Source organism: Ruegeria sp. CDSB086 (genome assembly GCF_059611065.1).
Map to the genome: position 1 here is coordinate 38,317 of NZ_JBXWOV010000008.1, position 26,120 is coordinate 64,436.

General features: G+C 55.2%; 22 protein-coding genes. 9 read left to right on the plus strand and 13 right to left on the minus strand.

Features of this window, described 5'->3' with window-relative positions; all coding sequences use genetic code 11:
• Positions 1–200: 200 nt before the first annotated feature.
• Positions 201–1,112, minus strand: coding sequence for a LysR family transcriptional regulator (locus AC2FIO_RS16725; RefSeq protein WP_496699044.1), 912 nt, complete (start codon positions 1,110–1,112; stop codon positions 201–203).
• 105 nt (positions 1,113–1,217) lie between these two features.
• Here AC2FIO_RS16725 and AC2FIO_RS16730 point away from each other — a divergent pair, with 105 nt between their 5' ends.
• From AC2FIO_RS16730 to AC2FIO_RS16760, 7 genes are all read left to right on the plus strand, one after another.
• Positions 1,218–2,138 carry a tyrosine-protein phosphatase gene (locus AC2FIO_RS16730; protein WP_496699046.1) on the plus strand — a complete coding sequence of 307 codons (921 nt, stop codon included), beginning with the start codon at positions 1,218–1,220 and terminating at the stop codon, positions 2,136–2,138.
• A 275-nt stretch (positions 2,139–2,413) separates the two neighbouring features.
• Positions 2,414–2,545 carry a hypothetical protein gene (locus AC2FIO_RS16735; protein WP_496699047.1) on the plus strand — a complete coding sequence of 44 codons (132 nt, stop codon included), beginning with the start codon at positions 2,414–2,416 and terminating at the stop codon, positions 2,543–2,545.
• A 342-nt stretch (positions 2,546–2,887) separates the two neighbouring features.
• Positions 2,888–3,313 (plus strand): hypothetical protein, encoded by a 426-nt coding sequence (locus AC2FIO_RS16740; protein ID WP_496699048.1) that lies wholly within the window; start codon positions 2,888–2,890, stop codon positions 3,311–3,313.
• 783 nt (positions 3,314–4,096) lie between these two features.
• The gene (locus AC2FIO_RS16745) at positions 4,097–5,206 is read left to right on the plus strand and encodes an ABC transporter ATP-binding protein (RefSeq protein WP_282170389.1); all 1,110 of its coding nucleotides are present in this window, start codon (positions 4,097–4,099) and stop codon (positions 5,204–5,206) included.
• Entirely contained in the window at positions 5,206–6,135 is a 930-nt protein-coding gene (locus tag AC2FIO_RS16750) for an ABC transporter permease (RefSeq protein ID WP_108862424.1), read from the plus strand. Before AC2FIO_RS16745 ends, AC2FIO_RS16750 begins: the two co-directional genes overlap by 1 nt.
• Positions 6,136–6,138: 3 nt before the next feature.
• The gene (locus AC2FIO_RS16755; RefSeq protein WP_282120977.1) at positions 6,139–6,948 is read left to right on the plus strand and encodes an ABC transporter permease; all 810 of its coding nucleotides are present in this window, start codon (positions 6,139–6,141) and stop codon (positions 6,946–6,948) included.
• A 19-nt stretch (positions 6,949–6,967) separates the two neighbouring features.
• Positions 6,968–8,005, plus strand: coding sequence for an extracellular solute-binding protein (locus AC2FIO_RS16760; RefSeq protein WP_282120978.1), 1,038 nt, complete (start codon positions 6,968–6,970; stop codon positions 8,003–8,005).
• A 76-nt stretch (positions 8,006–8,081) separates the two neighbouring features.
• Here AC2FIO_RS16760 and argE read toward each other — a convergent pair whose 3' ends face one another.
• From argE to AC2FIO_RS16795, 7 genes are all read right to left on the minus strand, one after another.
• Complete coding sequence (gene argE / locus AC2FIO_RS16765; RefSeq protein WP_496699051.1) at positions 8,082–9,230, minus strand: acetylornithine deacetylase; 1,149 nt, start codon at positions 9,228–9,230, stop codon at positions 8,082–8,084.
• A gap of 141 nt (positions 9,231–9,371) precedes the next feature.
• Entirely contained in the window at positions 9,372–10,310 is a 939-nt protein-coding gene (locus tag AC2FIO_RS16770) for a LysR substrate-binding domain-containing protein (RefSeq protein WP_108862429.1), read from the minus strand.
• A 25-nt stretch (positions 10,311–10,335) separates the two neighbouring features.
• The gene (locus AC2FIO_RS16775) at positions 10,336–11,832 is read right to left on the minus strand and encodes an aldehyde dehydrogenase (protein WP_496699054.1); all 1,497 of its coding nucleotides are present in this window, start codon (positions 11,830–11,832) and stop codon (positions 10,336–10,338) included.
• Positions 11,833–11,849: 17 nt separating this feature from the next.
• Entirely contained in the window at positions 11,850–12,524 is a 675-nt protein-coding gene (locus tag AC2FIO_RS16780; protein WP_282153277.1) for a DUF1028 domain-containing protein, read from the minus strand.
• A gap of 84 nt (positions 12,525–12,608) precedes the next feature.
• Positions 12,609–13,025 (minus strand): RidA family protein, encoded by a 417-nt coding sequence (locus AC2FIO_RS16785; protein WP_496699056.1) that lies wholly within the window; start codon positions 13,023–13,025, stop codon positions 12,609–12,611.
• 17 nt (positions 13,026–13,042) lie between these two features.
• Entirely contained in the window at positions 13,043–14,323 is a 1,281-nt protein-coding gene (locus AC2FIO_RS16790) for a flavin-containing monooxygenase (protein ID WP_282153278.1), read from the minus strand.
• A 303-nt stretch (positions 14,324–14,626) separates the two neighbouring features.
• Positions 14,627–15,439 carry a helix-turn-helix transcriptional regulator gene (locus tag AC2FIO_RS16795; protein WP_282170383.1) on the minus strand — a complete coding sequence of 271 codons (813 nt, stop codon included), beginning with the start codon at positions 15,437–15,439 and terminating at the stop codon, positions 14,627–14,629.
• Between the two features lie 155 nt (positions 15,440–15,594).
• Here AC2FIO_RS16795 and AC2FIO_RS16800 point away from each other — a divergent pair, with 155 nt between their 5' ends.
• Together AC2FIO_RS16800 and AC2FIO_RS16805 are read left to right on the plus strand one after the other, a co-directional pair.
• The gene (locus AC2FIO_RS16800) at positions 15,595–16,947 is read left to right on the plus strand and encodes an aminotransferase class III-fold pyridoxal phosphate-dependent enzyme (protein WP_496699058.1); all 1,353 of its coding nucleotides are present in this window, start codon (positions 15,595–15,597) and stop codon (positions 16,945–16,947) included.
• 64 nt (positions 16,948–17,011) lie between these two features.
• A complete protein-coding gene (locus AC2FIO_RS16805) occupies positions 17,012–19,081 on the plus strand; it encodes an oxidoreductase (protein WP_496699060.1) in 2,070 nt (689 codons plus the stop codon).
• Positions 19,082–19,591: 510 nt separating this feature from the next.
• Here AC2FIO_RS16805 and AC2FIO_RS16810 read toward each other — a convergent pair.
• The 5 genes from AC2FIO_RS16810 to AC2FIO_RS16830 are packed head-to-tail and all read right to left on the minus strand — an operon-like array spanning position 19,592 to position 26,078.
• Complete coding sequence (locus AC2FIO_RS16810; protein WP_496699062.1) at positions 19,592–21,247, minus strand: sulfatase-like hydrolase/transferase; 1,656 nt, start codon at positions 21,245–21,247, stop codon at positions 19,592–19,594.
• Complete coding sequence (locus tag AC2FIO_RS16815; protein WP_496699064.1) at positions 21,244–22,479, minus strand: Tm-1-like ATP-binding domain-containing protein; 1,236 nt, start codon at positions 22,477–22,479, stop codon at positions 21,244–21,246. The genes AC2FIO_RS16810 and AC2FIO_RS16815 overlap by 4 nt, the downstream gene beginning before the upstream one ends.
• A gap of 28 nt (positions 22,480–22,507) precedes the next feature.
• Positions 22,508–23,992 (minus strand): aldehyde dehydrogenase, encoded by a 1,485-nt coding sequence (locus tag AC2FIO_RS16820; protein WP_496699065.1) that lies wholly within the window; start codon positions 23,990–23,992, stop codon positions 22,508–22,510.
• 7 nt (positions 23,993–23,999) lie between these two features.
• Positions 24,000–25,532, minus strand: a complete 1,533-nt coding sequence (locus AC2FIO_RS16825) for a tripartite tricarboxylate transporter permease (RefSeq protein WP_496699066.1) — start codon at positions 25,530–25,532, stop codon at positions 24,000–24,002.
• A gap of 9 nt (positions 25,533–25,541) precedes the next feature.
• Entirely contained in the window at positions 25,542–26,078 is a 537-nt protein-coding gene (locus tag AC2FIO_RS16830; protein ID WP_496699067.1) for a tripartite tricarboxylate transporter TctB family protein, read from the minus strand.
• Positions 26,079–26,120 lie beyond the last annotated feature (42 nt).

The following is a 26,120-nucleotide window of genomic DNA, read 5'->3' on the forward strand; positions in this document are numbered from 1 at the left end:
ACTCCTACCCGGGCGTGGGTTTCCAGAGTGCATCACGTTCCAAAGTAAATCCACCCTTGCATGATGCGGTGCTCAAGGTGGTTCTCAGAACTTTTTGGTTACTGGCCAACCGTAATGATCGCCGTATATTTGGCTTAAATGACAGTGTTTTTAAGCCGACAAACAGTGAATTCGCTGCGTTTGCCCGAATGTTGGCTATGCTAACGCCTGCCAACCTGATGATCGCCAATCCAGGCGCGCTGATCCCAGGTTGTGATTTCACTCGTCAACCACCTCATCACAGGCCCTTGGTCGGTCGCGTTTATTTTGAGGAAATCCACCGTCCTCAGGATCGCGTTCTGTGCGAATTCGTACTCCAAAACCTTTAACTCGCCGCGCAGGACTTCTCGCTCCACCGAAACGACCGGCAACTCTGCCCAGCCCAAGCCACCCATCACAAGCGCTTTTCTAGTGATCGGGGTACTTGAGGTCCAAATGTCCGGGCTGAAAATGCGGTCTCCAGCGATTGAAGCGACTGAACTCGGTTCCACCGCTTGACGGTATTGCGACAGGTCTTTCCGCCCCACGGTCGCCAGTTTAGCCAGCGGGTGGTCAGAGTGACACACGGGCACGACCCTCTGAAACCCGACGCCGAGGCATCTGTAGCTTTGAGCCTCCTTGGGTGCCTCACATACAAAAGCAGCGTCCGCATCACCTAACTGAACTGCCTTGAGAACAGAAGCCCTCGAAAGCTGCTCCACACGGAGCTCTAAGCTTGGGAACCTATCGGCTGTGCCAGTTAACAGGCTTCGAACACGATCCACCAACAACCCATCTTCGACAAAGAAGGAAAACCTGGGCTCAATAGATCCGCTCAGCGCTTCGGCTTGCCCTCGGAGCATGTCCATGCTGCTCAATACCGACCTTGCGTGCTTCAGTAATGACTCACCGGCATCCGTTAACACGGGTCGATAGCCATCTCTGTGGAATAGCGACAGATCCAGATCGATTTCCAGATTGGAGATCGTCGCGCTGACGGCAGATTGTGCTTTGCCCAGTTTTCGCGCGGCGGCAGAGAACGAACCACACTCAACTGCGGTGACAAAAGCGCGTAACTGCTCGATCTCGGGCATTCGTAACTCCATCGGAAAACCATGTGGACTTTAACTTTCTATATCTATCCTTCCTCTGATTAAAGAGCGTCTGATCAAGAGATTTCTGCTTTGAGGACACACGGTATGAAAGCGCACTCCCCATTGAGCTTGGCAGCGGTAATTGCGTGCACATTCACTGTCGGCACAGCGACCGCGCAAACGACAGCCTGCAGTACTGCTTTGGACATTGATCTGCCATCGGAGTGCAAAGACGTGACAGTTAGTCATCCGATCGACGGGCTTGAGAATTTTCGTGAACTCACGACACCTGATGCGGGGATCAAGCCCGGTGTGCTCTTTCGCTCGGATCAGTTGGACGGCCTTTCCGATGCCGCCATTGCCGAGCTGAATGGCCTCGCTATCGAGACCATTGTTGATTTGCGCACCCCGGAAGAACTGGAAACGCACCCAAACGCGCAGATTCCTTCGGTGGATTTCAACGTCAATCTGCCCATTGGCTCAGATCCAGCCGACATCGCCAAGATCATGCCCATCGAGATCGCGTCTCAAATCCGCCCTATGTGGTTTGAAGGCAAGTTCGATGAGATCGACCAGTTGCTTGCGGATCACGATGTCGACTTGCGCCAGATCAGGATTGACCGTTACCGGGATTTTGCGACCAAGTTTGATCCGAAAGTGTCCCGGTTCCTGCATCTGCTCACCGATGCGAACAACTTTCCGATGCTATTTCACTGCGCAGGCGGAAAGGACCGTACGGGATACATGGCGGCCGTCACCATGTTGACTTTAGGCTATTCCGAAGAGGATGCCGTGCGCGACTACCTGACCACCAATGCCTTCACCTACGACGAGCTCGAGCAACTGGTTGGCAAGGGCCCACACTCGCTGCGTCCGGCCTTCGGAGCGCATCCGGAACAAATCAAAGCCTCCCTTCAGGCGGTCAAGGATGCTCATGGTTCTTTTGACACTTATCGCCGCGATATTCTCGGCATTAGTGATGAAGAAGTGGAGTCGATTAGGCAAAACCTGCTTTTGCAGGACTGAGGCGCTGACAAAAGGATGAAATAGTTACAAAGGGTGGCCGCTCAATTTCTTCTCGCGGCGCGCAGCGTGGACCAATTGGCGGGGTGCGCCCGAAGTTCTTGACGACTTCAAGCTTGGGCATAGCGTGGTGGTAGCCGATGACGCCGGCAGCATTTCTCTCTCACCGGGCACCCTAACAAGAACTGACGCGAAACCTCAATCAGGCAATTGACGAACGGTTTGGTCTGTATGGCGGCAGCAAGTTTTATCATATCGCAGTCATTGTTGGCGGCTGCATGCTGGCCCCGCCAGGTGCACCGATCTTACTGAGCCCAAAGTCAGCCCTGATTGCCGAAGTTTCTATCTGGGATGATGCGCCAGACCATAAGCTGACCGATCAACCCAAACAATTCACAGTGCTTGAATAAACAACGCTGGCGTCCTTCATTGCAGGTTCAGCTCATATGCGCACGAAGCGGGAGCAGTTAGATGGCCTATCCGAAAACCCAGCTCAACAGATCGAAGCATGGCTTGTTCGGCAGCAAGAAGAAAATGCCTGGCTCAGTAGTCGCGGGATGGAAGGTCAGCCAGAACATCTGGAAGCGTCTTGGAACGATAAGAAGACGTTCGGCTCGCCAATAGCCGACATTCGGCACCCTGCGGCGTCAGTTGCTTCCGGGCTCGCAGCTGGCCTCGGAGCGAGCCCAGCATTGCCCCTACCACTTCTGTGTTAATCCAACTGACGATCCAAAGGACATCAGGCAAACTGCTTGTCGCTGCATCGCGACTTCACTGAACCAGTCGTCGTACATCGCGAAGCATTTTTGGTACGTCCCAAGAACTATAAAGAATGTATTACGCAAATTTTGGACGCTCTGGAACGCATTGGGGCCCGAGAGGAATTGGCTCAACCAACCCTATCCACAGTAGAAACCGACGATGGGCTACTCCGTTCGTTAATCCCTCACCTTGCAGGAAACAAAAACGATCTTCTTCTTTTGTTTTTTGACCGCCTGAACGAGCGTGGGAAGGCGAAGTTAGGCACATTGAAAACTATTGAGGGTCAAGACGTCTGCGCCGAACATGTATTGAATCTGCTTCTTGATGGTCTTCTAGGTGATGAACATCTCAGCAAAATGGTAGATGAGCTTTGGCCTTGCGCGAATTCAGACCAGTTTATTCAAGCGCGGTTATAGGGCCTGTATCACCAGATATGTGACGAATTGACTGATAGCATGGCGGCCGAAGGGAACGGCGTAGTCAAAGCTGATCGTTTTCATCAGTCCTAGAAATTTGAACCTTTAGTACCCAGGACATCAATTGAGGTGACGGCTAACCTGATCGAACAGGAACATCGGTTCATAATACGTCGTATTCGGCACATGTGCGGGTTCAAATTGTTTAATTTCACCTCGGCTACTCTGGAAGGCATCGAGGTCTCCAATATGCTCCGGAAGTGGCAATTCCAGAGCACAGTGACGTCTGGATTTCTGCTATTTGCCGCGATCGCAGAATAGGTGCGACTAGTAAGTCGCCGCCTCAGACCGCTTTAGAAGTTTGCGACACATCCTGTCGCAGTGCATGATTTTGCAGCGGTGGCAGTGGTTCAGTCCATTAAGCTAAATGCAAAATGTTCTGGAAGCTCCCGAGTCAGTCTGGTCGAAATACTCTACACTTGGGTTTGGGAAATTTTCCACCAATAAGAAGAGTAACACGCTAACAAGAAACAACACAGTGACAGCTTCGATGGAAGTAAGAATGCCAACCAGTTTTTTCACACTGGTCCTCCGAAAGGCGTAGGTAAACAGCAAGGAACTACGTTTCGCCGTTTTCTTGGCGTTAATAAAGCGCAAAGATGCACCATAATATACTGATTAATAAGTGCAAAAATTAAACATTAGGCTAATCCTAATGTTTGGTGAGGAAGTCAGTTATTAGAAGGATCGCGCTGCCCGTATATACCTGAGTGGAATTTCGCAATGCTCGGGGAGGCGCAATTGTCTGACAAGGTAAATATCGCGATCGACGTGCGGGATGCAGTAAAACGCTACGGCGATTTTACGGCGCTTAAGACGATCTCGCTGTCGATCATGGACAATGAGTTCTTTACACTCCTTGGCCCGTCCGGGTGCGGCAAGACAACTCTGCTGCGAATGATCGCCGGTTTCGAGGCCGTAACCGAAGGTGCCATCTACCTCTATGGAGATGAGATCGAGAACCTGCCGCCCAACAAACGCCCAGTTAATACAGTTTTCCAGAACTATGCGCTGTTTCCGCATATGACCATTCTGGATAACGTGGCGTTCGGATTGGAAATGCGGGGCAAGTCGAAATCCGAGGCCCGAAAGAAATCAGGTGAGATGCTGGAGCTGGTGCAGCTTTCCCAGTTCTCGGCACGTAAGCCCAGCCAGTTGTCGGGTGGTCAGCAGCAGCGTGTAGCGCTTGCCCGGGCCCTGGCACCGCAGCCCAAGGTTCTGTTGCTGGATGAACCATTATCTGCGCTGGACCTAAAACTGCGCAAGGCGATGCAACTGGAGCTGAAGCACCTGCAGCGCGAAACCGGGATCACCTTTATCTTTGTCACCCACGATCAGGAAGAGGCCCTGACAATGTCTGACAGGATCGCGGTCATGTCGGCAGGCGAGTTGCAGCAGCTGGGTGCACCGACCGATATCTATGAGCGTCCGCACAACATGTTCGTGGCGGATTTTATCGGCGAAACAAACCTTTTGGAGGTCTCCGTCGATGGTATTGATAACGGCCGCGCAACCTGTCATCTGGGCGGTGGGCATGAGTTGACTTGCAACGCCGTCGACGGGGTTGGCGTTGGGTCCAAGGTCCACATGTCGATCCGCCCCGAACGTCTGTATATGTCCGCCGAGCCGGTTGAGACCGAAGGCCTGCACGGGCGCGTCAAAGACAACATCTTTGTCGGCACCGACATCACCACAATAGTGCATCTGGACGAGGGTCCTGATTTTGTCGTGCGCACTTCGAATTCAGATCGCGGCAACAAGCGTATCTTCGAGCCGGGCGCCGAAATGTTTGTCAACATGGAGCTGGGGGCCGCGCGCCTCCTGGTGGACTGATGGCAGCGGGTGCAGCAAGCGGCGGCAGCGCAACGACAGACACATACAAAGAGGCCCGTACATGGCTGTTGTTGCCTGCATGGGTGACACTGTCCATTCTGGTGCTGGCCCCAGTTCTCATGATGCTGATCTACTCTTTCCTGACGAAAGAATTCCGCGGGGGTGTGATCTGGGAATTCTCTCTGGCTGCCTACGATCAATTCTTCTTTGATCGCGGCTTGTTCGGGGACGAGCCCCCCAAGATTGAGTGGACCTATATCACTATTTTCTGGCGCTCGATCTGGCAGGCGGCGGCGGCGACGCTGCTGAGCCTCGCGATCGGGTTTCCGACCGCCTATTTCATTGCGACCCGGTCCGAGAACATGCGTCCGGTCTGGGTATTCCTGATCACCATCCCGTATTGGGTGAACCTGTTGATCCGGACCGTGTCGATGAAATTCTTGCTGCGGGATCAGGGGCCGCTCAATGATTTTCTGATGAATATCGGCCTAATCGACAGCCCCCTGCACATTGTGAATACGAACTTCGCGGTGCAGCTGGGCCTGTTCTATTCGTACCTGCCCTTCATGGTATTGCCGATTTATGCGGCGGTCGAACGCTACAACTTTGCCCTGTCCGAGGCAGCGGCGGACCTTTACGCGTCGAAATGGACGACGCTGCGACGGATCTTGCTTCCTGCGGTCAAACCTGGCGTGTTTGCGGGCTGCATTCTGGTCTTTGTCCCCTCGATGGGATCGTTCCTTGCACCCGACCTGTTAGGTGGCGCCAAGAACTTCATGATCGGTTCGCTGATTGAAGAACAGTTCAAGGGCAATGCTGGCAACTGGCCGTTCGGAGCGGCGGCATCGATGGTCCTGCTGACGATGGTGCTGATCATTCTGATGTTCTCGGCCCGGCAACAAGCCAAAGCCGACAAGGCGGGGGGCTGATCAATGGCAAGCAAGCAATTCGACATCAAGTCATATCCCGGATTCAAGGGTATTACACTGCTGTGTCTGGTCATCCTTTATGCGCCGCTGGTCGTGGTCACGATCTACAGCTTCAACGCGTCGCAATCACTGACCAACTGGGAAGGTGTATCGCTGCGCTGGTATGCAGATGTGTTTACCGGCCCAGAAAGCGGCAAGTTCAAAACGGCAGCGAAGAACAGCTTTATCATCGCCATCATCGCGGCAACTACGGCGACGACCATCGCGACCCTGGCGGCAACGGGGATGGTGCGCGGGGGTAAGTTCCGTTTTCGCACTGTGTCTTTCGGGTTGATCAGCCTGCCGCTGATGGTGCCGGAAATCGTGCTGGCGGTAGCGACCCTGATCTTCTTCAATTCGATCGGTTTCGAACGCGGGCTCCTGACGATCCTGCTGGCCCATATCGCGTTCTGCATTCCCTTTGCCTACCTGCCGATCTCAGCCCGCATGCAGGGGATCGAAGACAGCTATGAACAAGCGGCACTGGATCTCTATGCCACGAAACGGCAGGCATTCACCAAAATCCTTTTGCCATTGATGATGCCCGGCATCATTTCGGGCTTCCTGCTGGCGTTCATCGTCAGCCTGGATGATTTCATCATCACCAATTTCGTGAAGGGTGCGGGCGTCGAAACGCTTCCTACCGCGATCTTTGGCTCGGTCAAGCAGGGGATCAAACCGAATATCATGGCGATTTCGACCATGTTGCTGAGTGTGTCCATCGTCATGGTCACGATCAGCTATTTCGTCAGCAAGTCTGACAACACAAAATAACCAACAGATGGAGAGTCACATGAAACATATGATGAAAAGCGGCGTCGCTGCTCTTGCCTTGGCCATTGGCGCAAATGCCGCAGCAGCCGAGGGCGAACTGGTTCTGTACCACTGGTTCGAATACATCCCGCAAGAGCTGCTGGATAAGTTCACCGAAGAAACCGGCATCACTGTCACCATGGACACATACGACTCGAACGAGTCCATGTTGGCTTCGCTCAAGGCTGGTGGCATCGGCACTTATGACGTTTCTGTGCCTGGTGATTACATGGTCTCGATCATGGCGGGTGAAGGCATGCTGGACACGATCGCCGATGGTGAGCTGAAGAACAAAGGCAACATCGCCCCCGATTGGGCCGATCCCAGCTTTGACCCCGACCGCCAATCTTCGATTCCGTATCAGTGGGGCTCGACCAGCTTTGCAGTTAACCGCGATGCTTATGACGGGGACATTCAAACCACCGACATATTGTTCAACCCGCCGGCTGAATTGCAGGGTCGCATCAACATGCTGGACAGTCAGGGCGAAGTGATGGCCATGGCCGCGTTGCACATGGGCATTCCGCAGTGCTCCACAGATCGTGAACAGCTGAAGGCGCTGAACGCCATGCTGCAAGAAGCCAAACAGCATTGGGCCTCGTTCAACTCAGACACCGCGAAAGAGGTACTGGTTTCGGGCGATGCGGCTGTAGGTCAAATCTATGACGGTTTCTCTGCCAAGGCGCGCGAAGAAGGCGCCAACGTCGAATACGCCTATCCGACACAAGGTTACATTGCGTGGATGGATAACGTGGTTCTGCTGAAAGATGCGCCCAACCGCGGCAACGCGCTGATCTTCATGGATTTCCTGCTGGAACCTGAGAACATCGCTGCCGTGACCAACTTCGCGCAATACAACGCGGGCGTGAACGGGGTGGAAAGCTTTCTGGACCCAGCGCTGGCAGCGCAGCCTGAAAAGAATCCACATGCCAATGCCGGACCGGGTGTCTTTATCGAAGTTTGCGATGAGGAAACTCAGGCGGTGTACGACCAAATCTGGACCAATCTGAAGAAGTAATTCAGGTCACATACTTATCTTGAATGCCCCTGGTTTCCGCCGGGGGCATTTTGGTTTGTGGTAAACCCCTTGTTGTTCACCGCCTGATATCTTCGAGGATGCGATCCATCATTGCGTCGCAAGCGTTCAGTTGACTGATCTCCAGGTACTCATCCGGTTTGTGGCCCTGACGTTCCATTGATCCGGGCCCGCAAACAACAGTCGGCACGCCCAGTTCGCTGAAGAACCCGGCCTCTGTACCGAAGGCCACCTTTGTGGTGACGTTGCTTTGCGCCAGTTTCTGCGCATAGGCAATGACGCCTTCGGTCTGGGCGACCTCCAGTCCGGGATAGGCGTTATACTGTTCAACCTCGATACGCGCCTCGGGACACAGGTCCTGATACTGTGCACCGACCCTGATGGCCGCCTCCAGAATTTGTGACAAGATGTCTTTGCCATGATCCGAGGCGACATGACGGTATTCAAATGTCAGTTCAGCGCGATCCGGCACAATATTCAACGCCTTGCCGCCAGACATCATGCCCACATGGAACGTGGTGTAGGGCACCGAATAGGCCGGGTCGCTGTTGCCGCTTTTGGCATAGGTTTCTTGCAACGCGCGCAATTCACCTACAAAATCAGTTGCCAGGTGCAGCGCGTTGACGAATTTCGGGGCCAGAGCTGAATGCCCGCTTTGGCCGTGGCAGACGGCACGTAGCGCGGCTTTTCCTTTGTGGCCGACGGCCACCTGCATCTCGGTCGGTTCACCCACAAAACAGGCGCGTGGCTGGCCCAGCATAGGGGCGAGCCGGTCCAGCATGTGCTGGATGCCGACACAGCCGACCTCTTCATCATAAGAAAGCGCGATCTTGAGAGGTTCGCGCAGATCAGCCCCGGCGGCACGATCCGCCAGCGCCATGACAGAAGCCACGTACCCCTTCATATCCGTGGTGCCACGCCCATAGACGCGATTGCCTTCACGGGTCAGGCGGAATGGGTCCTTGGTCCAACTTTGGCCTTCGACCGGGACAACATCAGTATGCGCGGATAGTAGTACGCCATCACCCGCAGGTCCTTTCTCGGCATAAAGCCCGGTCTTGTCGCCACCAGGGTCGGTGATGCGGTGAACGGTGAATCCGCGCGCCTCCAAAAACTCTTCGACATAAGCGGCAAGCTCAAGGTTCGAGTTTTTGCTGACCGTATCGAAGCCAACAAGCCTGTCGAGAATATCCAGGGTAGAGATCATAGGATTGAACCTGTTTTTTGGTTTGACAGCCGCTTTGGTCTTGGCTGTGAGAGGGTCATTCTCTCCAAGCCTATACGACGGGTAAAATACTTAAATCTGGGAATGGCGAAGCAGAGGTTAGGAGATCTCTAAGTCACGCAATCACCCTTCGTCCTGCGCAAAAAGACCAGGAAGCGATCCTGAATCTACGGCATGAGCACAATGATCAATGAATGCTCTTGATGTGTTTGTTTCATTCTCGGCCCGCGCGCGCAGCAAGCCAAGACGCATTGGGCGCATTTCCCCGGCCAAGGGCACAAAGATCAGCTTTTTGCCATCCGGCGACAAAACGTTGAGGGGGCGGATATTGGCAATCGAAAAACCGAACCCGTTCGCCACCAAAGATCGCATGACCGACATATCTGCGGTGCGCTCCGCGATATTCGGTTTGATATTGGCTTCGCGGAAAAAGGACAGAAAATACTCACCACTAAATGGCAGGTCCAGCAAGACCATTGGGCTGTCCTGCAGGTCGGGGATCGTCAGCTCGCTGCGATTTGCCAGCGGATGACCTTCGCTCAGAACGACATAAGGTGGCAGTTCATGGAGTGGCCGGAATTCGAGATCGGCGGGAATGTCCAGATCGTAAGTCAGGGCGATGTCCAGTTCAGCCCGGCGCAACTGGCTGAAAATAACGGCCTGATTCAGTTCACGCTGTTCGATACGTACATCGGGATAGGTGTCCTCGAAGTCGCGTCGCAACCCCGGTAGAACAATCTGAGCAAATGTAACCAGACACCCGACGGACAGGATACCCTGTACCTTCCCGGTGATTTCCCCGGCCAGTGTGGCCAGCAACTCGGCCTCGCGCAGAACGAACTCGGTACGTTCCATGATTTTGTGCCCGGCCTTGGTCAGCGACAGACCACGCGCGTGTTCGCGCACAAAAAGGGCGACGCCGAATTCCACTTCCAACTGGGTGATCGCCGCCGAGATCGACGGCGACGAGACGTTCAGCTTGTCGCTGGCGGCTGCGATGCTGCCTGCCTTTCCGACGGCCACAAAATACTCAAGCTGTCGCAGCGTGTATCTGAAAGGCAAAGGCGCATCTCCGCGGTCTTGCGGATCAAGCCTTGTACTTGATCCAAGTCGTTTTCAAAGCAGTATACTTTTCAAGCGAGTGCAATGACAAATCGCGCCCAAACCCTGACTGTTTCATGCCTCCAAACGGCGTCATTGCAGACAGCGCGTCTACCGTATTCACCGAAACGGTCCCTGCCATCAGCTTGTCTGACACCCGGCAAGCGCGGGACAGGTTATCGGTCCAGACTGACGCTGCCAGTCCATAGACCGAGTCATTGGCCATCGTCACGGCCTGGTCTTCGGTGTCGAAGGGAATGACTGACAGGACGGGGCCGAAGATCTCATCGCGCGCCAGCGGGTTGTCATGGTCTACGTCGTCGAAGATGGTCGGTTGGACAAAGCAGCCCTTGCCATCCAATGTGATCCGTTCGCCCCCAGTCACAAGGTTGGCGGTTTTCTTGCCTTCCTCGACAAAGCGCATGATCCCCTGTGTCTGCTTTTCATCAACGATGGCACCCATTTTCGACGCCGGGTCCAGCGGGTCACCGGGTTGCATCGCCTGCGCACGGGCGATCAGCTTTTCGACAAACGCATCCTTGACCGAGCGTTCCACGTATAGCCGCGAATTGGCCGAGCAGACCTCGCCCTGATTGAAGAAGATGCCAAAGGCGGCCATGTCAGCGGCCGAGTCCAGATCCTCGCAATCGGCAAAGATCAGATTGGGGCTTTTGCCACCTGTTTCCGGCCAGACCTGTTTCAGATTCGACTCGCCCGAATACTGCATGAACATCTTGCCGATTGCGGTCGACCCGGTGAAGGCAAGGCAGTCCACATCCATATGCAGACCCAGCGCTTTGCCCGCAGTCACGCCAAAGCCAGGCACGACGTTGAATACACCATCCGGAACGCCAGCCTCAGCCGCCAGTTCCGCCAGTCTCAGCGCTGACAGGGGCGACTGTTCGGCCGGTTTCAGCACAACCGAGTTGCCGGCCGCAAGCGCCGCGGCGGCTTTCCATGTGGCCATGTCCAGCGGGAAGTTCCACGGTGTCACTGCTCCGATCACGCCCAGAGGAACACGTTTGACTAGCGCCAAATCGCCAGGCCCGGTTGGGGCGACTTCGTCATAGACCTTGTCGATAGTCTCGGCATACCACTGGAAGAAATGCGCCGAACCGGGGGCATCGATAGTGGCAGCATCCGTCACTAATTTGCCCATGTCGAGACTGTCCAGTAGCGCCATCTCTTCCAGATTGTCGCGGATCAGGTCGACCAGTTTCAGCATCACCGCCTTGCGGTCACCGGGGGCCATGCGCGACCAGCGGCCATCCTCGAATGCGGCGCGGCCTGCGGCGACGGCACGGTTGATGTCTTCCTCATCGCATTCGGCAACCTGAGTCAGCACTGCGCCTGTGGCGGGATTTATGCTATCAAAGGTCTTGCCCGATGTGGCATCGACAAACTTGCCGTCAATGAAAGCCTGCCCACGAAATGACAGACCGGCGGCGCGACTTTTCCAATCTTCGTGCGTATAATCCAACATGATGTCTCTCTCGCTGATTATTCGTCGCCGGGTACGCCATAAGAAGGCGCTTCTCTCGGGTCGAGCGCGCGCTGAATATAGGCGTCCAGCTGCGGTTTATAGATGTCCCAGGCGGTTGCGATGGCCTCAATCGGGCAACCCTCGGTCCAGTCGCATCGTAGGTCGGCTACCGGCCAGCTGACCTTGTCGACGATCTTCATGCCTGCTGAATGTACCGGACCGGCCTCGCCCCCCGCGTCCAGACCGGCGCGCATGGCTGCGATCAGGCGGTCTCCGATATGACCCGAGGCCGACAGAAACCCGTCGACGATGGCTTGCGGGACGCCGTCGTTGTCCAGAAGATTGCCACCCGAGGCGACGTTTTCGGCCTGCGCTTGTGTCCAGATGCCAAGGCTGTTGGGACCGGAATGGATCGCCGTGCGTCCAGCGGTGTCCACGGCCAGAACCTGACGGTACTCAATGAATTTCATGCGGGCCGTCATCTCGGCGATGGCCTCAGGCGCGGTTTTACCTTGTTCCATCAGATCCAGCGTCAGCGGGCCAAGGCTGGGGTCGGTTACGTTCTGCGATGCGACAGCACCGACACTGGCGCGGGCAAACGAACAGCGGGCGGCCACGGCGGGTGAAGACGACGAAATCGCCAACCCGAACATGCCGGTATCGGCACAACGGGCGACCAGTGAAAAAGTCATATAGACCTCCTTAACGACAAAGACCGGGCTGCGCGGGGTGAGAGCGTAAGTGCGCAGCCCGGTATCCTCAAATGATCGGCAAGATCAGTCGGGAATGACTGCGGTGCCGTCAATCTCAACCAACCAGTCCGGGCGTGCGAGTGCCTGAACCACCAGCCCCGTCGAGCAAGGGTAGACCCCTTTGATATACTCGCCCATGGTGCGATAGACGGCCTCGCGGTGGCGGACATCAGTGATGTAGACGACGACCTTGACCAGATGTTCCATTGAACCGCCGGCCTCTTCGATCAGCTGCTTGATGTTCTGCATGACCTTGTGGGTCTGCTCGACCGGATCGTGGCTGTCGATATTGACTGCATCATCCAGGTTCTGCGGGCACTGGCCACGCAGGTAGACGGTTTTTCCACCTTGCGTGACGACGGCCTGACACAGGTCGTTATCGAGGTTCTGATCGGGGTAGGTTTCTTTGGTGTTGAATTTGCGAATGCGAATGTGCGCCATTTCGGTGTCCTGTTGTCTTATTCTGCGGCTGCTGGGGCGATGATTGCCGCCTGACCATCGTAATCGGCATAGGCGCGCTGGATCGCAATCTGATCGGCTATGTATTTCGCATCGTGCCAAACGCCCCAAATGAAGGTGGAGCCACGACGTGACTGCCAAGGCAGGCCAAGGAAGTATATGTCAGGTTCGACCGAAACGCCGCGCTGGTGGATCGGCGCGCCTTTGGCGTCAAATGCGTCCGCCTTGATCCAACTGAAATCCTGACGGAAGCCCGTGGCCCAGATGATCGTGGAAATACCCTTTTTGGCAAAATCGACTGACCCAAGCGGATTGGTCAAACAGTCCGGGTCTTCAAAGGGTTCGCGCGCCTCAGACTCTTCCGGCAGATCAATTCCGGTGCGTTCCACATAGGCGTCAGCAAGATCAAGCATCTCTAGATAATTGGCGTCGCCTGCGGCTACGTTGCGCTGTAGATCATCCGCGAAGCTGAGAACGCCGTTCTCGAAGTTTTTGGTCATACCAGTAAGGGTGACCCCCTCATTTCCAAGCCGGCGGAAATCCATCGTATGCCCACCATGGGCCCCGCTAACTGAGATGGTGACATGCTCGGTTCCGGGTTTTTGCGCAGCGATATCCCAAAGTCCCAGCACGCCCAGCCACCAGACATTGTCGCGACCGCGGTATCGGCGAGGCGGGCGGTCATGCGGACCAACCGACAAAAAGACCTTGCGGCCTGCGCGGTTCAACTCGTCCGCGATCTGCGCGCCGGACGACCCGGCACCGACCACCATCACGGCACCTTCTGGCAGTTGGTCGGGGTTCTTGTAGTAGAAGGAGTGGATTTGCTCGACACCAGCCGTTGCCGGCACGATCGGCGGAATGACCGGTTGCTGGAACGCGCCCGTGGCGGCCACAATGCGTTTGGCATGAATCTCGCCGGCAGAGGTTTCAACCTTGAAGCCTCCTTCACCCGGCAGACGTTCTGCTTTCAGCGCCTCTACACCTTCGCGAATGGGGGCTTTGACCATTTCGGCGTATTCGACAAGATATTTGGCAACCCGGTCCTTAGGCACGAACGCATCGGGGTCGTCGCCGTTGAACTGCAGGCTGGGAAAACGGTCATGCCAGGCCGGGCCATTGGCAACCAATGCGTCCCAACGACCGGTACGCCATGCTTCTGCAGTGCGGTTCTTTTCCAGAATGATGTGGGGCACATAGTTGTTTGCCAAGTGCTCGCTCAGCGCGATACCAGCCTGTCCGCCGCCAACAACCAGCGTATCCGTTTTCTCAATGGACATGTGTCGGTTCCCTATAACTGCATCTCGAATTGACCCTGAGAGGTCATTGCCATCGCTCATTACATGCCGGTCTTGGAGGACGAGCGATCACAATGGACCGAACGCCTTGCACTTTCAGAATTCGGACATCAGCACCTAACCGGTGAGCTAGCCGATACCTGGGTAACGGCCGCTTTGGATTGCCGCATTCTGTGCCACTCCAGCACGCTATGCACGTTTCCAGGTTAAGGTTTCACAAGTTCGAAACAGGTGAAATAACTGTCTAACTTACTCTTAATTAGGCTTTGGCTAACTTGTCGGGTTTTATGTTGAGCTCCCAGGCAGTTGCCTATTCTCCGACAGATAAGGCGCGATCAGGTAATACAGTTCCCCCTGCGAAGAGATCTGGCATTTCCGGTAAAGTTGCTTGCGCAAGACCTTTACGGTCTGGGGGCTAATGCCAAGTGTCAGGCCAATAGAAATCGACGAGTGTCCTTGCAGGATCAACAGCGCCACCTGGGCCTGTCTTGGGCTTAGGCTGATGTCCTGCTCGGCGGACATGCGCCGGCGCAGTTGTTCAACGGTATCTTCCGGCTCACCTTCAATCGGGGGCTTGATGTCTGGCCAGTTCATTCTGACCAGCGCACTAACCACTGGCGCGATGTGTTTAGCCGCGCTGTAGTCTCTGGACGAGAACCGCGATGCGGTGGTTGCGTCCCTGCCGATACAGACTGTGATTGAACTGATCGGGGTAAGGCAGGCGAAATAAGCAAGCTCATCTGTCAGCGTTGTGTTGGCGTAGTAGGATTTGAAGTACTCGTTGCGCTGAAACTGATCAGGGGCGACATCGGTTAAACGATAAAGACCGTCTGCAGCGCGGCTTTGATGTAGGCCAAAGAACGGATCCAGCAGATAGGCTCCTTTGACATAGTGGCTGTCGATGCGCTCGAAAACGCGACTGTCGCGAGCGTGGGTCATCAGAACCTGGGGCGCACGATCCTTAAAAAAGGCGATGATCGCGAAGTTATCGAATGAGCATGTCGCATCCAGCCAACGGTGCAATGCATCACCGAAGCGTTCTGATCCGATTGCCATAATTGCGGTCGACAAGGCGTCTGGTGCCGAAATTTGTGACATATTCGGGTACCCCCCTGGGGGTATATACCCCCTGAAATCGCCAAAGTAACGTAAATACTCTATTTAGGTGGTATGTATCCGCCGGCGCGATCATGGCCCGAACAAGGGACGCGCCGGATCAGCAGAACTGCTACAGGAAAACAAAGGGGTTGATCATGGCTAAAGATACGCTCGACATTCTTTCGCAGGATAAGCACCTGATTCAGTCTTTCGCCGATCTGGACGCGCTAAAGAAGCAGGGCGCTCGCACCGTCATATCGCGGGCAAAGGGCGCCTACGTTTATGACAGCGACGGAACAGAGCTGATCGACGGAATTGGCGGTTTATGGTGCGTCAATATCGGCCATGGCAATGACGAGATGATTGCCGCGATCTCGGATCAGTTGAAAACACTGGACTATTACTCGACCTTCTACAACTTTACACACCCGGCAGCGGCGGCGCTGGCCGAGAAGATCGCTCAGCTTGCGCCGGGTCATCTGAATTCGGTCTATTTCAGCAATTCCGGTTCGGTCGCAAATGACAGCGCCATTCGGATGCTGCACCATTATAATATCCGCAAGGGAAAGCCAGAAAAGAAGCTGGTTCTATCGCGGCACGGCGCCTATCACGGATCGACTCATCTGGCGATGGCGATGACCACACCTGGCTATTCCGAAGGTTGGCACGCGGCCAGCGAACTCGTGCATCACCTGCGCTCACCCCACTACTGGCGCGAATGCGGCGAGATGACCGAGGGTGAGTTCCTTAACGATCTGATCGACGATCTGACCGCCAGTATTGAGCGGATTGGCGCAGAAAACATTTGTGCGTTCATCGCCGAGCCGATCCAGGGCGCAGGCGGTGTTGTGACCGCACCTAAAGGTTATCACAAGCGCGCGTGGGAGGTCTGTAAGGCCAACGATATCAAATACGTCGCCGATGAGGTCGTCACCGCCTTTGGCCGTCTTGGGCACTTTTTTGCCTCGGAAGATGTGTTCGACATGGTGCCAGACATCATCACCACGGCCAAGGGCTTGACCTCAGGCTATCAACCGCTTTCGGCCACGATCGTCTCGGATGATATTCACGAAGTGATCTCGGGGCCCGACGGTATGTTCCTGCATGGCATGACCTATTCGGGCCACCCTGCGGCTGCGGCGGCAGGTCTGACCAACATCGCGATTATGGAGCGCGAGCAGATCCCGCAGCGGGTGCAATCAACCGGTGCACGGTTCGAATCCAACCTGCGCGGTCTGACCGACATCGAAATGGTCGGCGAAGTGCGTGGTAGCCATTTCATGATGGGGATCGAATTCGTCAAAAACCGCGCCAGCAAGGAAAGTTATCCGGATGAGGCGCAAGTGGGGCTGAAAGTAGCCCAAGCCTGCCAGAAACGCGGCCTGATCGCACGCCCCTTGGGAAACGTGCTGATCTTGTCCCCGACATTGATCATGGACGAGCCCATGATTGATCGCATCGAAGCCATCCTGCGCGACTCCATCACAGAAGTTGCCACCGGTCTTTAGATCTTGATTTACTGGGACTGACGGCCCTCCGTGAACCCTATCAGCCAGCCTTAAGGAGCCAGCCATGCGCGATCCACGCTATGATATTCTGTTCGAGCCGATGCAGATCGGCCCTCTGACCGCCAAGAACCGGTTCTATCAAGTTCCCCATTGTAACGGCGGCGGATATCGTGATCCCTCGGCGGCGGCTGCGATGCGTGGGATCAAGGCTGAAGGCGGCTGGGGTGTGATCTTCACCGAGCAGTGCGAGATGCACCACACGTCTGAGATCACACCCTTTATCGAGCTGCGTCTGTGGGAGGACAAGGACATCCCGCAACTGCGCAAGATGTCGGAACGGATGAAAACACATGGCGCTTTGGCGGGCATTCAGCTGGCATATTCCGGCATCAACGGGCCGAACCTCTATACCAAAGAAGTGCCGCTGGCCCCTTCTGCCCTTCCCATTCGGACTTTCACAAACGACCCGGTTCAAGCCCGCGCACTGGACAAGCAGGACATCAAAGACCTGCGCCGTTGGTTCGTGAACGCTGCCAAACGATCGAAAAACGCAGGATTTGACTTGATCTGTCTCTATGGTGCGCACGGGTTTGGCATCTTCCAACACTTCCTCAGCCGTGCCACCAACCAGCGCAGCGACGAATATGGCGGCAGTCTGGAGAACCGCGCCCGTTTCAGTCAGGAAGTCATCGCCGACATGCGCGACGCGGTCGGCGATACGATGGCGATCACGCTGCGGGTCAGCCTGGATGAAACCATCGGTGAGCTTGGCTTTTCGAACGCCGAGGTGCGTGACTATATTGAAATGAACAAGGACCTGCCGGATCTTTGGGATTTGGCGCAAGGAACTTGGGAAGACTGTTCTGGCCCTTCACGTTTCAAGGAAGAGGCCACGCAGGAAGAACTGGTGCGTGGTATTCACGATCTGACCGACAAGCCTATTGTCGGCGTGGGCCGGTTCACTTCACCCGATGTAATGGCCAAGATGGTCAAGTCCGGTACGCTGGATTTCATCGGCTGCGCCCGTCCATCTATCGCCGACCCGTTCCTGCCCAAAAAGATCGAAGAAGGCCGGATAGAGGACATCCGCGAATGCATCGGCTGCAACATCTGCATCACGGGTGACATGACCATGTCGATCAGTCGTTGCACCCAGAACCCGACCTTCATGGAGGAATGGCGCAAGGGCTGGCACCCCGAGAAGATGAACGAAAAAGGTGATAGCTCGAACGTGCTGATCGTGGGCTCGGGCCCTGCGGGGCTTGAGGCCGCGTGGGCGCTGTGTCGCCGCGGCTACGACGTTGCCGTGGCCGAGGCCCGCGACGTTATCGGAGGCCGTGTGGCGCGCGAACGTCTGTTGCCGGGCCTATCGGCCTGGGGTCGGGTAGTGGACTATCGTGACTATCAACTCAGCCAGCGCCCAAACGTGGAAATCTATCGCGAAAGCGAGCTAGATGCTGAGAGCATTCTGGAGTTCGGCTTCGAAAACATCTGTATCGCCACAGGAGCGACATGGCGCAACGATGGTGTCTCGCGTCAGCACGTTGTGCCGATGCCAATTGCTGAAGGCGCCAGGGTCTATACCCCGGACGATCTGATGGATGGCACAATCCCATCCGGCCGAGTGGTGGTGTACGACGACGACCACTATTATATGGGTGGTGTTCTTGCCGAACTGTTGGCCAAGAACGGCGCGCAAGTGACGCTGGTTACACCATCGGCTTATGTCAGTGACTGGACCAACAACACGTTGGAACAGATCGCCATTCATCCAAGGCTGGTCGACGCGGGGGTCGAGATCGCGCTCAACCAAGGCGTCACTGAAATCCACCCGGATCATGTGGTCTCAAACTGTGTCTACACCGATCGCACTTGGAAGATCGAGGCAGATGCTGTTGTGATGGTTGCATCCCGTCTGGAAAACAACGGCGTATTCAATGATCTGAAGGCACGCGAAGCGGACTGGGCAGATGCAGGCATCAAGTCGGTCAAACTGATCGGCGACGCCAACGCACCGGCTCCGATCGCTTGGGCAACCTATGCCGGTCACCGCTATGCACGGGAACTCGATGGTAAAGGTATTGGTGACGCTTTGCCCTTCCGCCGTGAAATTACAGAACTTGCGGTAGACTAATATATTTGTGGGGTTTTGGCGGCGAAGTGCGAACTTTGCCGCCTTATGCGCCTGAATGTCATTTGACATCCGCGGAACACCAACAGACGCAACAAATCCGTTACAAAGAAAATACTCTTTCTCAACTCAACGGCGAATTGCTTTCATTTGCTTACGAACTCAAAACGGTGTGAACATCCGCGTTAGGTCCGAAATTGATAGTGTAATGCACGCGCAGCGAAAGTCAGCGTTTCCGCAAAATCCCGACAATTCCGTCCGATAGACGTCGGTATGAACTACGGTTCGTTCTTTTTGAAATAACTACGGGTCATACCACCATTTATCTGAAGAAGTTGATTAGCCTGGTGCTGATTAACTTTGTTCCCGGATCCAGGCCGTTTTCTCTCATTTTTCGTTGTTGTTGTTTGTGTTGTTGCCTTGAAGGTAGTTGAATGGGGTCATCGCAACTGCTTAAACAACTTTGCGACAGATCCGCAAAAGACCCACAACATGACGAAACCCCTGCATGACTTACCGACGCTTGATCGTTTTCTCTATTACGTCGTAGGGCAATTCACGCTCATCAAAAACACCGATAAAAATACCGACATCAGCCGCACTACCGTCTCGCTTCTTCAGCAACGTTTCATTTGAAACTGTTGTACGTTGCGATGGACGGCGCGCCCATTCTGACAAGCGCTTCATGAACATGTTAATCACCTCAGCATGGCCCGGGTCGGCACCGAGATCATTCAACTCTTTAGGGTCGTTTTTCAGGTCGAACAATAACGGGCGAAACCCACCATCGGCAAAGATGAATTTCCAATCCTTGTCCGCCAGCATGAACAGGCGTGCTTGTTTGGGGTCAAGGCCCAGAGCAGCGGCTTCGGGCGTGGCGGAATAATCATATTCGCTAACCACATACTCGCGCCATGCCTTGGGGTTTTGGCCATACAGTAACGGCAGTAGCGAGCGGCCTTCGATAACGTGATCCGGGACATCGCTACCTGCCAGATCAACAAATGTTGCCGCCAGATCAATACTTTCGACCAGTGCGCTACTAACAGTGCCGCGTGTTGCGTCTGCTTCTGGTGACGGGTCATAGATGATCAGTGGACCGCGCACCGACGGATCATGGAAGAGATCCTTTTCACCCATCCAATGATCACCGAGGTAGTCCCCATGGTCGGAAGTCACGACAATCATCGTGTCTTCCATGTGGCCATTCTCTTCTAGCCAATTGAACAGGCGACCCATCTGATCATCAGCCTGTTTGATCAGCCCCATATAGGCGGGTATCACCTTTTCACGCACACCCGGCTTGCTAAAGGTTTGACCGATTTCGTTCTGCATGAATTGTTCATAGACAGGGTGAGGATTATGTAACTCGCCATCCGAGCGAACCACCGGCAAAACATCCACTGCCGTGTACATATCATGATACGGCGCTGGAACAATGTAAGGCCAGTGCGGCTTGATATAGGACAGGTGGCACATCCATGGCCCAGCGGAATTTGCATCCTGCGTTTGAATAAATTCAATCGCCTGTCCCGTTAGCCACGGCGTTTCGCTATCTTCTTCCTTAATGTTTGCAGGCTTATCAGCGTGCCGCATAAACCAACCCGAAGCGACACCACCATCTTCATCAACCCCGGCATTGGCATTGTGCTGCCAGGGGTTTTCAGCCTCATACCCCTGCCCTTTCAGATACTCATTATAAGGCGAACGTCTTTTGTCATAAAAGCCTTGCGGCCCCTCACCCCATAAGCCGTCATCACGGAGGAAGACATCAAAACCACATTCCGCGACACGTGCTCCGATCACGCCATCGCGCGAAATGCCCAGACGGTCCATCCCTGCCTGATCCACGCTCATATGCGTCTTTCCGATCAACCAACTATCCATCCCACGTTCGCGCAGATGATCGCCCAGAGTAACCTCTCCGACCTTGAGCGGAAAATTATTCCAGGCAGCGCCGTGGCTGTGTACGTAACGCCCTGTGTAAAAGCTCATCCTTGAGGCCCCGCAGATGGGCGATTGAACATAGCAATGGGAAAACCGCACTCCCTTGGCAGCAAGCGCATCCAAATGGGGGGTGTTCAAACTCGGATGTCCGGTGCAGCTCAGGTAGTCGTACCGAAGCTGATCGAACATGATAAACAGGATGTTTTTGGCTTTTCTGGTCATGTCGCCTTAACCACCCCGTCATTCATCCATTTGTCGAACTGTTTGAGTACCGCTTCGCAGAAGGCGTCGTCATTGATATGGGCGTCAATTTCCGTAGTTGATGCAACCGCTGGCATCACGTTGCGAGCCTCGTCAACCATTTCGGCAAGCGCTTCCCGGTCATGCGCTTCCTGACCTTCGCGATCCCATTCCTCAACACCGCCGGTGGGCAGGAAAAAATGGGTTGGGCCGGTGGCTTGTTTCAGACGATCGGCCATTTCCCGAATAGCGGCCCGTCGCTCTTTTGCATTGAACACCGCACTTTTGATCAGGCGATTATGTTCGTGGAACAGACGGTCGGCATATTGGTCGGGAATGTCCTGCCAACCGGCAAAATCCAAAAGATCCAGCGCGCCTGGGGCCACCATTTGCGGCACGCCCGCGCGTCCGGCATTTGTCAGCCGGTCACGCCCCGAGGACACCAGCGAACCTGCGAGCATGTTGGCAAATTCCTGCATGCAGAAATCCATTACACAACAGAACGCGCCCTCACCCGCAAGCTTCTCAAATGCCATACCGCCCATGCCCGTTGAATGGAACACGGCCACTTCGTATCCCCGTTCTTCCAAAGCAGGTTTCAAAGTTTTCATATAACGCAGGCAGGATGAGCCCAACGAAGTCATCCCGATCATCGGGCGATCGCGCTGAGGGCGTTGAACCGCGCGGGCTGCGCCTAAAACAGCACCTGCGGCCTGGCTTAGCGATGAGCGGCAAACCGAGTTCATACCATAAAGCCCGCCAGCCCAAAGGATCATCTGAATATCCGGTGCCAAACGGTGTGGCGGAATCAGCGGTGAAAAACTGACGGTGGAGACAATGTATTTCGGCACACCCATTGGCAAAGCTTGCGCGCAATCCAGCGCCAGATCGGTGCCCATCGTGCCACCAGTTGCGAGCATCCCATCAAATTTGCCCTCGGCGTAGACCTGCGCAACAAGCGTTGCTGCGCCCCGCGACATCACGCGAAAAGCCTTGTTTTCGTCACCGAGCGCGATCACCTCATCTATAGTCATACCACCGGCCGCGGCCACATCATGTTTGGAAATGTCCGTGGGCGTGGTTGGATCCCCAAGAACCGAGACATCCATGGTCAGCACGTTGCCACCCTGCGCCGTGATGCACTCTTCGATGTAGCGCATCTCGGGGTCTTTGGTGTCATAGGTGCCGATCAACAAGATAGTCTTTTCGCCCATGGTAATCTTCTCCTTGCAGGCTATCGTCTTACAGCTGAATCCAGGCTGTTTTTAGATCGAAATACTTTTCCATTGCATGCATAGACTTGTCGTGGCCGTTGCCCGACTGCTTTACTCCGCCCAAAGGCACAGTGGCGTCCGCACCGCCATAAGTGTTGACGTGAACAACACCAGAGCGGATGCCCGCCACCATGCGATGTGCACGGCTCAGATTTGCAGTCCACACGCCCGAAGCCAATCCATAAACGCTGTCATTGGCCAGGCGCAGTGCCTCATCTTCGTCTTTGAACGATGTCACGGCCAGAACCGGACCAAAGACCTCATTGCGGAACAGATTGTCGGTGGGTTTGACCCCGTTCATTACAGTGGGTGCCATAAAATAACCGCCCGTTTCCGTCAGAATTCGGTCACCGCCGGCACGGCGCTCAGCACCTTCCGCTTCGGCTTGGGCGACGAAATCCAGATTGCTTTCCAATTCCGGCAATGAGTGCACTGCCCCGATCTGTGTGTTCAAATTCAGCGGGTCGCCGACGCGGAAGGCCTGCGCGTGTTTAACGATCTCGGCGACGAAGTCTTCGTGAATATCCTCCTGCACCAGCAAGCGCGATCCCGCGACGCAAATCTGACCTGAATTTCGGAAAATACCTGCGGCGGAGACCTTGGCCGCCTGCGCGAGATCCGGGGCGTCGTTGAACACGATGTTGGGGGACTTTCCGCCAAGCTCCAAGTAGCAGCGTTTCAAGTTCGAGCGCGCGGAATATTCCAGAAGCCGCCGCCCTGTCGCACCCGAGCCGGTAAAAACCATGATGTCGACATCCATCGACAGGGCCAGTGTTTCACCAACCACGCTGCCTTTGCCTGTGACAACGTTCAGGACACCGTCCGGCACACCTGCCTCAAGCGCCAATTCGGCTAATCGCAAAAGTGATAGCGAGGCCGATTCCGCAGGTTTCAACACCACCGAGTTGCCCGCCGCCAGCGCCGGCGCGATCTTCCACGCACCGATCATCATCGGCATGTTCCACGGCACAATCGCCCCGACAACGCCGACAGGCGCGTGATGCACGAGGCCCAGCACATTTTCAGCTGTGGGCGCAATCTGACCATAGATCTTGTCTATGGCCTCGCCATAATAGCGGAACGTGCCCGCAGCCGACATCGGCTCGGCCTTCATGGCCATGTTGATCTCAGTGCCGTTGTCCCGCACGCCCAGAACGGCCAGTTCCAAAGCGTGTTCTTCAATCAGATCGGCCAGTTTCAACAACACCTTCTTGCGTACAGAAGGTGCAGCCCGCGACCAGCGTCCGTCTTCAAACGCCGTGCGGGCCGCCGCAATAGCCCGCTCCATATCCGCGGGGGTGCCCTCGGCAATTTGAGTTAGAACCTGACCGTCAATTGGAGAAATGACATCCAGTTGCCCTCCTGCCGCTGCGGCCTCGTGACGCCCATCAATTAGAAGGCTCCGTGGCGGTACGGGCTGACCACGTAGCGCATCGATGGCAAGTTGATCCATAGGTCGCTTATCCTTGCTGGTTCGGATTATCGGAATCCACGGGTTGCATCGTAGGTTCCGGCCGCAGTTTGTTTTTGAATTCGAAATACAGCGTTCGGCAGTGCAGGATCAGGATAAGAACGATCAGGCCAAACAGAACGGCCGCGATGGGCCGGTCGATGAAGTCGAGCGGCGTTTTGACCCGTGCCATTGCGCTGCGCAGCTTGGTTTCCATAATCCCGCCAAGAACCATGCCCAAAATGATTGGAACAATCGGCAGGTCCAGCCGTTTTAGGATCAGCCCAAAAACCCCGAACCCGGCAGCAATGGCACAATCTGTGATCGAGTTGCGCAGGCTATAGACCCCCACGAATGCCAAAATCAGGATCATGACACCAAGGAACCGGGTCGGGATCTGGATAATCTTCAGCAGCAGATTCGTCGAAAACAACAAGAACACAAGAACGATCACGTTAAGCAGGATCAGCGCCATATACAGGGCCAATACGAAGTCCATCTGGTTTTCGAACAGCTGCGGTCCGGGGATCACGTTGTGGACATAAAACACCGACAGCATCATCGCCGTCAGCGCCTCGCCGGGAATACCCAGAGCCAGCAGAGGAATCATCGCAGCGCCTGGGACGGCATTGTTCGCCGCCTCGGACGCTACAAGTCCCTCGGGTGAGCCATCACCAAACTTTTCTGGGTTTTTTGACGTCTTTTGAGCATAGGTGTAGGATAAAAATTGCGATGTAAACTCGCCCGTACCCGGCACCATGCCCATGAAAACACCGATACTTGAGGACACGGTAGCAACGCGTTTCACGCCCAGGAGTTCTTTGAGACCGGCAAAGATATTGCCACTTACATGGGTGTCGCCTGGCGCGTGGTTCTTTTCCAATAGCAGCAGAAATGCCTGGCTAATCGCAAACAGACCCAGCACGACCACAATGAGATCAATGCCGGAAGCCAACCAACTTTGATCAAAGGTGAACCGGCGGGTGTATTTCACGGGCTCCAGCCCCAACGAATTCAGAAAAATACCGAAGGCCGCCAGCATACCAGCGGCAAAAATCTGCCCCCGGTGGGCCAGCACAACCAGAATGATGCCCAATAGCGCGGCCAGGAAAATCTCGCGACTGCCGAAATGTGGGGCGACAAGGGCCAGAACCGGTGACAACACCATCAGACAGATGATCGCAAACACGCCCCCGAAGAACGAGGCCGAATACGCCAGAGATAGCGCACGGTGGCCCTGCCCACGTTTGGTCATGGGATATCCGTCATAAGTGGTCAGCGCGTTCACCGCTGTGCCGGGGGTGTTGATCAGGATCGCGGGAATGGCTCCGCCATACATGGACGAGCCGTAGATACCCAATAACAGGGTTAGTCCTACGATGGGCTCGAACGCAAAGGTGGCAGGCAACAGGATTGCGATGGCCACCGCCGCACCCACGCCGGGCAATGCACCGATGATGACGCCGCCGATCGAACCGATCAGCAGGGCCACGATTACCTGCCATTGTAGCAGGATCGAAATGCCGGAAAGAAGCGTTTCCATAGTGGCCCCTTACAGATAGGTCAGCGCAAATGCGCGCACGGAATCCGGAAGGTATTCATAGACCGCTCCGGCGGGGATCTTGACCTGAAGAAAGCCACGGAAAACGATGGTGACCACAAAGCCGAACAACGCAGCTATTCCGATAGCATTTGCACCACGAAACCCTACACGAAGGGTCAGGAAGACTGCGAACAACATGGTTGAGAGCAGATATCCCAGCTGCGGAACCACCAGCACATAGATCAGGAAATAGGCAACATATTCGAGCGACCGAACCCAGAACCCGACCTCGGTCCAGCGGCCGCTGATCCGGTCTGACATGGCCGAGCTAAGCCAATGCAGAAACCCGAACACCACCATGCACCAGATTGCAATTGTGGGCCAAAGACCCGGCTGTGCGAACCATTTGGTTCGTTTGACGACCTTGGTCTGATCACCCAGTTGGGATAACAGAAACACTGCGAATGCCAGAAACAGTACGGCGAAAACGACATCGCCGGGTCGGCGATATCTTTTGAACATGTCCTGTAAAGTCTTTGCAATCATCGTTTCCTCCCAACCTGAAAGAGGCGTGAGGCAGTGCCCCAC